This is a genomic window from Xenorhabdus sp. SGI 60 (assembly GCF_056632175.1).
In genome coordinates this window covers 390913-402667 of the sequence record NZ_CP196860.1, presented here as the reverse complement: position 1 = coordinate 402667, position 11755 = coordinate 390913, and the positions used below count along the sequence as shown (strand labels likewise).

Here is an 11755-nt window from a genome sequence, read left to right as displayed (position 1 = left end):
TCCAGTTTATAACCTAAAGAAAATCATCAGCAAGAATGATATATGTCAACAAATATGAGGTTAGACAAAAATTTACCTACTTTTGCATGTTTGCCTTAATTAATTAACTAAAAACCATTAAAAATCAATTAAATAAATTTATTAAAATAGACAAAATACCATAAAATAAAAACCAGAAAAATATTGGTTATCTTTCATGCAAGGAGAATAGAAACGCTGTCTAAGCCGCATCGGTAACTCAACCGAAAAAATATGCAGAGGTAGCCATAAGGCAAGGATGACAAAAAAAGACGCATGTTAGAAAACAAAAACGGCGAATCAGGTGGTATCAATAGGCATACCGTGAACGATAGTAAATCCGTCAAGGCAGGTTCTATTATACGAGCAACCAACGGAGCAAAAATCGAACTCATTTTAAGCTTCGGCAATTCTCCTTGATGACGCCATAACTTACTAATGAAAAAAGGATGAGATATGGAAGATGCAAACCTATTAGTCGGAAAACGTATTCAGACCAAAAGGAAAGAGTTGGGTATCACTGCTACAGCATTAGCAAAGAGACTTGGCCTCAGTCAACAGCAACTTTCACGTTACGAAACGGGTGTGAATCGGATCAACATCTCCCATCTCGTTAATATTGCCGGTATATTTAATACGCCAATTCAATGGTTTTTCGAAGATTGCAAACCAGTCAAGAAAGGGGACTGTATTGTTAATAAAATTACGGATCAATATATCCCCATTGCCGAGACAATTATAGGCAAGAATGGTTGGTAAATGGGGCAAGATAAATTCGTCAGAAGCCTGTTATGTTGCTGATTTCAATGATCCCATTCAGACTTCTGATTCTTGTCATGCCACTATTTCATGCCACTATATATTGCGGCATTTTATTATCGAGAGTGACCCGCTATATCCGAGATATCGGCAATAAATCGCCTAATGATCATCAATTCTTCCGGCGAATAGTTTCCCAATTTGTAACCTTCTTGCTTCTATTTGCCAATGCAGTTTTTCAACAATAGAGCGCTGAAGAAGTTTTGCACAGATCTTTGAGATAGCCCCCTTGGTCATTCCCAGCACTTGGCTGATACTTATGATATTTAATCATACCGATTCGCCTATACGCTGGTTTACAAAATCTCCCCATTTATTAATCTTCATATTGTTTCCCTAGAAACAAAACGGAGAAAAAAATGAATAGATGTCACTCAATTCGTCATGTAAACGTGATCTTTTACCTAGTATGCTTCAGTGCCCTATTAGGATCTCTTGCACAAAATATCTATGTTCCCGTTATTCCTATCATACAGGAGCTATTCAATGCGCCCCTACCTTTAGTAAACCTGACTGTATCAGCATTCACATTTGTTTTAGCTATTATGCAAATCGTGTATGGTCCATTAGCGGACAGTAAAGGTCGTAAAGTCATTTTACTTCCTGCTCTGACTATTTCCGTCATTGGATCTGTTGGTTGCGCGATGGCTTCCGATATTTATTGGCTGATTGCCTTTCGAATAGTTCAAGCTATTGGGATTGCAGCTATTCCTGTTATTGCCGCGGCAATTATTGGCGATCTGTATGAAGAGCAACATCGAGCCAAAGCTATCAGTACTTATCAGATGGTGTTAACGCTGACTCCTGCTTTGGGACCATTGCTCGGCGGTTATTTAGCTGAATTAAACGGATATGTTGCGATTTTCCAATTTATTGCTGTTATCGGTGGGCTAATACTTATCAGCAATTTGCTTTGGTTGCCAGAAAATAAGCCCAAACAGTCAGCAAGTGCCAAAAAGGTATTCGTACAGTTCGGTCAGATTTTGTCAGATCGCATCGCACAATCTGTTTTCTGTATTGGCTTTATGCTGTCCTATTGTTATTTCTGCTTTTTGACTTTTTTACCCATCATCTTGAATAATGAATATGGTTTCAGCCCTGCCGATATTGGTTGGATGTACATTCCCATATCATTGGCAATGATTGTTGGCAGCTATAGCTATCGTTTACTCCATCATCGGTTATCTAAGATAAATGGCTTGATTGTCAGCAGCTTGCTAAATCTGGCTGTAATTCTGTTGTTTTCCATCACATATCGATTCGGCATTCCCACGTTAATCATTGTCACAACTTTATACGGTTTCACTCTGGGGATATCGACACCTACACATGCCGCTTTATTGTTAACAACATTTGTGGAAGAACGGGCAACTGTGATTGGGCTTTATAATTTTATTCGATATATGGGAATGGCTGTTGGCCCAATGGTTGGCAGTTTCTTGTTATTCAATAACCACTATGAATGGGTATTTTTAATGGGAGCGTTGTTATTTGCTGTATCTATCGGTTTTACTGCCATCATGACTCAACGGCACAGTAAACGGCGATAGTGCTCATCAAGTAGCATTTAATGGGAAATAGCCCAAATTGCTGCAATATTCCGTGCCGTTACCTGCAAATTATCGGCACCATTAGCAAGGGCATCAGCAAGGGAACAAGCCTCTGGTATGATGGAAAAGACCGCATCCAGCCCATGTTGATGCACAACATGATAATCTCGGCTCATTCCCCCAACCAACGCAATGGCGGGAATGCCAAATTTTTTCGCCACACAGGCAACACCAATGGGGGTTTTACCGTATAGGGTCTGGCTATCCAGACGACCTTCCCCCGTAATGACCAGATCTGCCCCCTGAATCACGTCTTCCAGTTGCAAGGTTTCGATAACAATCTCAATACCTGGCTGTAATCTTGCTCCCAGACATCCCAACAAGGAAGCCCCCATTCCTCCAGCCGCGCCAGCACCAGCAGCATCAATCACACGTTTTCCCGTTAGGGATTCTATTTTCATGCCATAATGACGCAATGCAGAGTCTAACGATTTCACCATCTCCGTTGTTGCGCCTTTTTGTGGACCAAACACCGCTGATGCTCCCTGTTCACCACACAACGGATTATTCACATCACAAGCCACGGTAAGTTCAATTTGCCTGAGACGTGGGTCAAGGTTCGTTAAATCAATACGTTCCAGCCGGATTAATGCCGCACCGCCGAATGGCAGAATACGACTGTCACCATCCAATAAATTCGCACCAAGTGCCTGCATCATACCTGCACCACCATCGTTGGTTGCACTACCTCCAATGCCTAAAATCAGTTTGTGTATCCCCTGTTCCAATGCAGCCAGAATCAGTTCTCCCGTGCCATAACTCGTCGTGATCAGAGGGTTACGCTGTTCCATCGGCACCAAATGCAAACCAGAAGCGGCAGCCATTTCAATCACCGCGGTTTTTCCATCGCCAAGCAGACCCAAAAATGCTTCAACAGGCTGTCCCAAAGGATCAGTAACAGTACACACGATACGTTTTCCTCCAGTTGCAGTCACCAGTGATTCTACTGTCCCTTCGCCGCCATCCGCCATAGGTAGCTTGATATAGTCTGCCTGTGGATAAATCTCCTTAAATCCCCGCTCTATTGCCTGTGCCACCTGCAAGGCACTCAAGCTTTCCTTAAATGAATCAGGGGCAATCACAATTTTCATCATGGAATTTCCTCGGTTCTTTGGTGCTGTTTGTTTTACACGCATAAAAAAAGCGATAAACAAATTATCGCTTTTTAATCCAAAAAGTTTTGCTCAGTTAAGAAATTACGCTTCAATAGCCAGTCGCAATTTCTTCATGGCATTTTTTTCTAGCTGCCGAACTCGTTCAGCAGATACGCCATATTTATCTGCCAATTCTTGCAAGGTGGTTTTATTGTCATCATCCAACCAACGAGAACGAATGATGTCCTGGCTACGTTCGTCCAGCCCTTCCATCGCCACAGAAAGTTTATCCGCAGCGTGAGTTTCCCAGTTATCTTCTTCAATGCCATCGGCAAAGTCAGACGCCTTATCTTGCAAATACAGCACCGGAGCCACTGGATGGCTATCATGATTGTCATCATCAGAAGACATATCAAATGCCATATCCTGCGCTGACATACGGGATTCCATCTCTCGGACATCTTTGCTGGTCACGCCCAATTCTTTGGCAACCAGTTCAATTTCATCCTGATTGAACCACCCCAGACGTTGTTTAGCCTTGCGCAAATTAAAGAACAGCTTACGTTGAGCTTTTGTCGTTGCGACTTTCACAATACGCCAATTACGCAATACATATTCATGGATTTCTGCCTTAATCCAGTGAACAGCAAAAGAAACCAGACGAACGCCCACTTCTGGATTAAATCGACGAACCGCTTTCATCAGGCCAATATTACCTTCCTGAATTAAATCCGCTTGCGGCAGACCATAACCGGCATAACTGCGGGCAATATGAACAACGAAGCGCAAGTGAGAAAGGATCAGCTTTTTCGCTGCATTCAGATCTCCCTGGTAATGCAGCCTTTCTGCCAGTTCCTTCTCTTCCTCAGCAGAAAGCATAGGGTAAGCATTGGAAGCACGGATGTACCCTTCCAAACTACCTTGTGGAACTAATGCCAGAGTTTGCATTTCTTTTGTCATTCAAATTCTCTCAAAATTAGATCCAAATTGATGGCTTTCAAGTTTGCCTGAGTTCACCAGTAAGGTTTATTCAAGCCAAAGATGCGTCTATTTTACCACCGTAGAGATCATATTCAAATCGTCTTAGTTGTGTGAGTATCAATACAAAATCATAACTGTGACTTTGACAACAATTAAGCCCAACAGTTCAGCAAGCCCTGCAATGCCTTTATTCTGGCCTAAAACGACGTAAATGCTGAATTGTCGCAAACCATGCAGCAATCCAACCAATCATACCCGAAATAAGCACTAATAAGAGTGATTCATCCCACTCCAAACCATGCAGTATAAAGCTTGTACCGAAAACACTCGCTACTTCTGTGACCACATTAGAAAGTTTCCACACCAGCAGGGAAGAGAGAATCAAGGAGAATATTGCCCCCAAAATCCCCAATAAGGCTCCACCGTTGAGGAAAGGACGCAAAATAAAACCATCCGTTGCCCCAATCAGCTTCATGACATTAATCGTCTCACGACGGCTAAAGATACTCAGTCGGACACTGTTACCAATGACCAAGAGCAGCGCAACCACCATTAAGATACCTATCACGGCAGCAATTCTGCCAACAAGGTCAGCCAACGCAGTCAAGCGGGCAAACCAGCTATCATCCATTCTGACTTCTTCAATGCCTTTAATCTGGGCAACTTGATCGCGTAATGTTGTTAGCGCCTGAGTGTCCTGGAAATTCAATTTAGGAGAGACGATGGCAACTGCCGGCAACGGGTTTTCTTCCAGCAAATCTAGTGCGCTGGCAAAACCTGACCAAGCACGGAATTCGTTTACGGCTTCGTCACGGGAAAGATAATTGACCGATTTCACGCCATCCATACCTTTCAACTGCTCAATAACCTGTTTGACGCTATTATCATTCAGTGACTTATCCAGATAGACCGTGAGTTGTGGGATAGGATACCACTGCATCACTGCTTGATTGACGTTTTTCCAAACGATATAAAACACGCTCGGCAAAGTCAGAGAAATTGCGATTACCATAATGGTCAACAAAGTTGCCAGTGGTTGGCGAAACATATCCGACAACGTACTTTTCCACGCATAACGCCACTGTACACGCCATCCCCCTTTTAATGATTTTGATTTTGGGGACTGTGTTTTTTTCGCTGAATGACGGACATGCCTAACCATGATGTCCTCCTTGCATACGTCCCTGATTCAGGGTCAAGATACGATATTTTCTGCGTTCAATGAGGGCCGTATCATGGGTAGCCATCAGAACCGTCACACCAACCCGGTTAAATTCTTCAAACAGACGCATGATCCCCTCTGATAATGCCCCATCCAAATTTCCCGTCGGCTCATCTGCCAGCAATACTGTTGGCTTATTCACCACTGCGCGGGCGATCCCAACACGCTGTTGTTCTCCACCGGAAAGTTGAATGGGGAAATTTTTCGCTTTGTCCAGTAAGCCGACCTTATCCAACGCCGCAGATACCCGTCGACGAATGTCTTCAGCGCTTGCCCCTGAAATGATCAACGGCATAGAGACGTTTTCGTATACGGTGCGATCCAACAGCAGGTGATGATCCTGAAAAATCATGCCGATCTGACGGCGGAGAAAAGGCGTCTCTCTGGATTTTAGTCGGCTAATGTCATGACCAGAAAACCAAATATGGCCTGCACTAGGGCGTTCAATGCCACAGATAAGTTTCAAAAGTGTACTTTTACCGGCCCCTGAGTGACCGGTTAAAAATGCCATTTCTCCTGGAAGTAGATGAAAATCCACCCCTTGCAGCGCCTGCCGCCCTCCCAGATAGGCTTTACTGACCTGTTCAAAGCGAATCATTGATAGTTAATCCTCTCGGGCAAAAAGAGCCTCAATAAAATCGTCTGCCTTAAATGGACGGAGATCTTCAATGCCTTCACCCACACCAATGTAGCGGATTGGGATCTCAAATTGGTCGGCAATGGCGAAGATAACCCCTCCTTTCGCAGTACCATCCAGTTTGGTCAATGAAATACCCGTCAATCCCACAGCTTCATGAAATAGTTTAGCCTGACTTACTGCATTTTGACCTGTGCTGGCATCCAGAGTCAGCATAATTTCATGAGGTGCGTCTTCATCCAGTTTTTTCATCACTCGAACGATTTTTTTCAGCTCTTCCATCAAATGGGATTTGTTCTGCAAGCGCCCTGCGGTATCTGCGATCAGGACATCAATACCTTTGGCTTTGGCTGACTGGATGGCGTCAAAAATCACCGAGGCGGAATCTGCCCCCGTATGTTGGGAAATCACCGGGATTTTGTTGCGTTCTCCCCAAACCTGTAACTGCTCTACTGCGGCGGCACGGAAGGTATCTCCAGCCGCCAGCATGACAGATTTACCTTGAGAGTGATATTGACGCGCTAACTTTCCAATCGTGGTCGTTTTACCAACACCATTCACTCCTACCATCAGAATGACATAAGGTAATTTACCTTCTATCTCCAGCGGCTTATCAACCTTCGCCAGAATGGCTGACATCTCTTCTTTCAGTTTAACGTAAAGCGCTTCCGCATCTTTCAACTCTTTACGGCTGGCGTGGTCTGTCAGGTTAGTAATGATCTTACGGGTAGTTTCAACGCCCACATCTGCAATCAATAACTGCTCTTCCAGTTCTTCAAACAGATCATCATCAATTTTCTTGCCGCGGAATAGTCCCAAGAAGCCAGAGCCAAGATTTTGACGAGTTTTAACTAAGCTGCGTTTCAGACGAGCAAAGAATCCTTCTTTAGTTGGCCGTTCTTGTTCCTTAGGTAAGGCCGCCTGTTCTTCTGCCTGACGAGCCGCTTCTTCCGCTAAACGCTGCTGTTCGGCTTCTTCTGCTGCGCAACGGGCCGCTTCTTCCACTAAACGTTGCTGCTCGGCTTCTTCTGCCGCACGACGGGTAGCCTCTTCCGCCAAACGTTGCTGCTCAACTTCTTCTGCCGCACGACGGGTAGCCTCTTCCGCCAAACGTTGCTGCTCAACTTCTTCTGCCGCACGACGGGCCGCTTCTTCCGCTAAACGTTGCTGCTCAACTTCTTCTGCCGCACGACGGGCCGCTTCTTCCGCTAAACGTTGCTGCTCGGCTTCTTCTGCTGCGCAACGGGCCGCTTCTTCCGCCAAGCGCTGCTGCTCCGCCTCTTCCGCAGCCACTCTTTCTTGTTCGGCTTGTTCCTCTTGTTGTTCCTTATCTTGACGACCAAGTCCAAACCAAGAGAAGAAACCTTTTTTTTCTCTTTTGCCATCGGCCACTACACTCCTCGCGGTTAAGTTAGATATGTGCTGTTATATCCACTGAGATAGGTTCTAACGGTAATGAATCCAGTCTAACATTTTCATCACACCACAACACATATCTATAGAGGATTTCGTGGTAAATTAATCAATGGATATCTTCGTTTTCACTCACTTTTTGTCTCCGCCAGATATTATTGAGTTGCGTCGGATGGCAAATATTTAAGTTATGTAAATTATGACTAAAAAACCACAGCGCGCGTCTTTGGGACAAATCCGCATTATTGGCGGAAAATGGCGCGGAAGAAAATTACCGGTTCCTGATAGTGACGGCTTGCGTCCAACAACAGATCGCGTCCGCGAGACGCTTTTTAACTGGCTTATGCCAGTGATTCAGGGTGCTCGTTGCCTGGATTGTTTCTCAGGCAGTGGAGCGCTTGGATTTGAAGCTTTGTCTCGTTATGCAAGCCACACGACCTTAATTGAATACGATCGCAATGTGGCGAAACAACTATCGGCTAACTTAGCCTTACTGAAAGCTGAAAATGCCGATGTGGTACAAGGTAATGCGCTACAATACCTTAACAACACCGGAACACCGTTTGATGTGGTTTTTCTCGATCCTCCATTCCGTAAGGGGATGTTGACTGAAACCATCAATTTATTGGAAACCAATAGCTGGCTAGCAGAAAAAAGCTGGATTTATGTTGAGGCAGAAGCCGAATCTGCGGCAACAGAAGTTCCCCCTAACTGGCAACTGCATCGGCAAAAAACGGCCGGACAAGTTGCTTATCGGTTATATATTCGCCACCCGTAATCGGGTATCTGAGGCACGGCTTAAACTCGATTTTGGAGTCGATGATGTTTATTCAATTAGGAAAAGGGATCATGATCTTAGTTTGGGGGATCATGATCTTCAATTTGTTTCACCCATTCCCTAGTCCATTAAAATATTTTATGAATATTGCAATGGTATTTACGGTAATCATGCATTCTTTTCAGTTACTGCTGCTGAAAAACTCCCAGCCTAAAGATCAAAAGCTGTCTGGTTTTCTCCAGACCAAGATTTCTTTTTCGGCGTCTTTGAATTATTGTCCTGGCAGAAAAAACAACTAAAAGAGAAACAACAGGAGAAAAAATAACTTCCCATATCCAGTGGCTCATCCTGTTTTCTTCCGATTGGAAACAAAGCAAATATCATCAATGAGTAATTCGCGTAATTACTCATTGATGCTTTTTTTTGATAAAAAAACGTTATTCTTTCATTAATAGCGAATCAATATTATCCTGCTACTTCTTGCACACAGTATCAGTATCATTGCTCAGTACCGCTTCCCTTTTAAACTGTCAAAAGCGATTGTTGCTGCCGGTGGTTTTATCGGGCATTTTTTGATTATTCGTTCTCTATTCCTGTGATAATTTGCCTTTATTCAGTAAGAGATTGAGAAACAACTGACACCAAGAGGAAGGACATTGATGATGGAAATCCATTTTAGATAGCACAAATCATCAAAAGAATTCTTCTTATTGGATTTGACTCTGGAGTTTACTCCAAAGTGTAGAGTTAACTTTAATCATTAGTATTAACTCTATATTGAGAGGTCGCCTATGTTATCCACCACCAAAAAACATAAGCAATCACAGCACAATTCCCTATCTTGCCAAAAAAATGAACACCAGAATATCGCCAATAATGTAAGTGGGCATTCACACCAATCTCACGATCACAGCCACGAACATTCGCATAATTCTCACGCTCCAAACCATCACCATTCTTGTTGCTCTACTGGCACCGCGCGCGCTCATGAACATAAACAGAGCGGCGCCCTCTGTTCACTCGATCATGCCCATGCCATACCGGAAAACGTTCTCACCGAATTAACCGCGAGACAGCGTTTTAATTGGACTATCCAAGGTATGGATTGCCCAAGCTGTGCCGGAAAGATCGAAAATGCTGTCAAAAAACTGCCAGAAGCCAAGCAGGTCAAGGTCCTGTTTACAACAGAGAAACTGGTGGTCGATGCTGATATTGATATTCGTGCTGCCGTTGAACAAGCAGTAAAACAGGCCGGCTTTACTATCAAAGAGGCTAGTTCAGCATCTAAACTGCCTCCCGAAGTCAATCATTGGAAAACCTTCTCCCCAATCTTGATCCTAACCACCCTGATGTTCATCAGTTGGGGGATATCAAAAGCCAATGCCCCCGCAGGGCAGATCGCTTTCATCATCACTACGCTCATTGGGTTATATCCGGTAGCGACCAAAGCCATCAAACTGATCCGTTCTGGTACGCCTTTCGCCATTGAAACGTTAATGAGTGTTGCTGCTATTGGCGCCTTATTCATTGATGCCACCGCAGAAGCGGCAATGGTTATTCTCCTGTTCAAGTTGGGGGAAATACTGGAATCCTATGCCGCCGGACGCGCACGTCGTGGCGTCAGTGCTTTGATGGCATTGGTGCCTGATCAAGCTTTGCTGATTAAGGATGGAAAAAAGAAAACAGTGCCAGCGGCAGATCTGCGCCCGGAGGATATCATTGAAATCGCCCCCGGAGCGCGCTTACCTACCGATGCCGAACTGCTCAGTCCCTTTGCCAGTTTCGATGAAAGTGCCCTGACCGGTGAATCGATTCCGGTTGAACGGCAGCAAGGAGAAAAAGTCGCCGCGGGTTGCCTTTCTGTTGATAGTGCCGTGCAGATGAAGGTGATCTCTGAACCGGGTCACAACGCCATTGACCGCATCCTGCAACTGATTGAAGAAGCGGAAGAGCGTCGTGCGCCGATTGAGCGCTTTATCGACCGATTCAGCCGTGTCTACACTCCGCTGATTATCTTGTTCTCAGCACTGGTAGTCTTGATCCCTCCTCTGTTTTTTGCCGGCTCATGGGAAACCTGGCTCTACCGTGGCCTGACCCTACTGTTAATTGGTTGTCCTTGCGCCTTGGTCATCTCGACGCCTGCCGCTATTACTTCCGCACTGGCCGCAGCAACCCGTCGTGGCTCCCTAATCAAAGGGGGAGCAGCCTTAGAACAACTTGGGTCAGTGAGTACAATTGCGCTGGATAAAACCGGAACGTTGACCGAAGGAAAACCCCAAGTTACTGACATTGAACCCGTGGAAAATATCAGTGCAGAAACCTTGCTGGCACTAGCAGGTGCCGTAGAGAGTGGCTCACATCATCCTTTAGCAAAAGCTATCCTGAATGCCGCCGACAATAGAGGTGTGACAGTTGTTGAGGCTGAACAGCGCAAAGCCCTGGCCGGGATCGGGGTTGAAGGACTATTGGCGGGGCAGAGAATTCTCGTCACCGCCCCTGACAGATTGCCGGAAAATACCTTGTCCGAAAACTGGCAACAAAGAGTCACAGAACTGGAAAACGATGGAAAAACAGCGGTTGCTGTCACGCAGAATGGGCAACTTATGGGGCTGATAGCGATGCAGGATACCTTACGTCAAGATGCCATAGACGCTATCCGTATCCTGAAAAAACAAGGTGTCGAAGCAGTGATGCTGACAGGTGATAATCCCCGTGCCGCCGCCGCCATTGCAAATCGGCTGGGTATTGATTACCGCGCAGGGTTATTGCCTGGAGATAAAGTGAACGCGGTCACTGAGTTGAACCAAAAACATCATACCATGATGGTCGGTGATGGTATCAACGATGCCCCAGCCATGAAAGCCGCCAGTATCGGTGTTGCGATGGGCAGCGGCACAGATGTTGCCTTAGAAACAGCCGATGCCGCTCTGACACATAACCGCCTGACGGGTTTACCTGAAATTATCGCTTTGTCTCGCTCAACTCGTTATAACATCCGCCAAAATATCACCATTGCGTTAGGTTTAAAGGCGATCTTTCTTATCACGAGCCTGTTGGGTATTACCGGACTATGGATGGCAGTTCTGGCCGATTCGGGAGCGACGGCTTTAGTAACAGCAAACGCAGTCCGGCTGCTTAGGAATAAATCAAAAACGCAGTAAATGGCATATCAACTTAAATTGC

9 protein-coding genes and 1 pseudogene are annotated in these 11755 nt (G+C 45.2%); 5 read left to right on the top strand and 5 right to left on the bottom strand.

All coding sequences use genetic code 11. From position 1 onward, the window contains the following. The first annotated feature begins 474 nt into the window (after positions 1–474). Positions 475–777 carry a helix-turn-helix domain-containing protein gene (locus ACSJJG_RS01850; RefSeq protein ID WP_481088265.1) on the top strand — a complete coding sequence of 101 codons (303 nt, stop codon included), beginning with the start codon at positions 475–477 and terminating at the stop codon, positions 775–777. A gap of 419 nt (positions 778–1196) precedes the next feature. Beyond that, a complete protein-coding gene (locus ACSJJG_RS01845; protein ID WP_481088264.1) occupies positions 1197–2387 on the top strand; it encodes an MFS transporter in 1191 nt (396 codons plus the stop codon). Between the two features lie 17 nt (positions 2388–2404). Here ACSJJG_RS01845 and ACSJJG_RS01840 read toward each other — a convergent pair whose 3' ends face one another. From ACSJJG_RS01840 to ftsY, 5 genes are all read right to left on the bottom strand, one after another. Beyond that, the gene (locus tag ACSJJG_RS01840; protein ID WP_481090350.1) at positions 2405–3538 is read right to left on the bottom strand and encodes a glycerate kinase; all 1134 of its coding nucleotides are present in this window, start codon (positions 3536–3538) and stop codon (positions 2405–2407) included. Positions 3539–3643: 105 nt separating this feature from the next. Further along, complete coding sequence (rpoH, locus tag ACSJJG_RS01835) at positions 3644–4501, bottom strand: RNA polymerase sigma factor RpoH (protein WP_374052374.1); 858 nt, start codon at positions 4499–4501, stop codon at positions 3644–3646. Positions 4502–4709: 208 nt separating this feature from the next. Then, positions 4710–5684 carry a permease-like cell division protein FtsX gene (ftsX, locus tag ACSJJG_RS01830; RefSeq protein WP_481088263.1) on the bottom strand — a complete coding sequence of 325 codons (975 nt, stop codon included), beginning with the start codon at positions 5682–5684 and terminating at the stop codon, positions 4710–4712. After that, entirely contained in the window at positions 5677–6342 is a 666-nt protein-coding gene (ftsE, locus tag ACSJJG_RS01825; protein ID WP_047768551.1) for a cell division ATP-binding protein FtsE, read from the bottom strand. The genes ftsX and ftsE overlap by 8 nt, the downstream gene beginning before the upstream one ends. Before the next feature lie 6 nt (positions 6343–6348). Then, a complete protein-coding gene (gene ftsY, locus ACSJJG_RS01820; RefSeq protein ID WP_481088262.1) occupies positions 6349–7773 on the bottom strand; it encodes a signal recognition particle-docking protein FtsY in 1425 nt (474 codons plus the stop codon). Between the two features lie 220 nt (positions 7774–7993). Here ftsY and rsmD point away from each other — a divergent pair, with 220 nt between their 5' ends. The 3 genes and pseudogenes from rsmD to ACSJJG_RS01805 all read left to right on the top strand — a co-directional run bounded on the left by rsmD (position 7994) and on the right by ACSJJG_RS01805 (position 11733). Then, positions 7994–8572 carry a 16S rRNA (guanine(966)-N(2))-methyltransferase gene (gene rsmD, locus ACSJJG_RS01815; protein WP_481088261.1) on the top strand — a complete coding sequence of 193 codons (579 nt, stop codon included), beginning with the start codon at positions 7994–7996 and terminating at the stop codon, positions 8570–8572. A gap of 44 nt (positions 8573–8616) precedes the next feature. Further along, a pseudogene (locus tag ACSJJG_RS01810) lies at positions 8617–8897 on the top strand (DUF1145 family protein). Positions 8898–9363: 466 nt separating this feature from the next. Beyond that, positions 9364–11733: a zinc/cadmium/mercury/lead-transporting ATPase gene (locus tag ACSJJG_RS01805; RefSeq protein WP_481088260.1), complete on the top strand. Its 2370-nt coding sequence runs from the start codon at positions 9364–9366 to the stop codon at positions 11731–11733. Positions 11734–11755 lie beyond the last annotated feature (22 nt).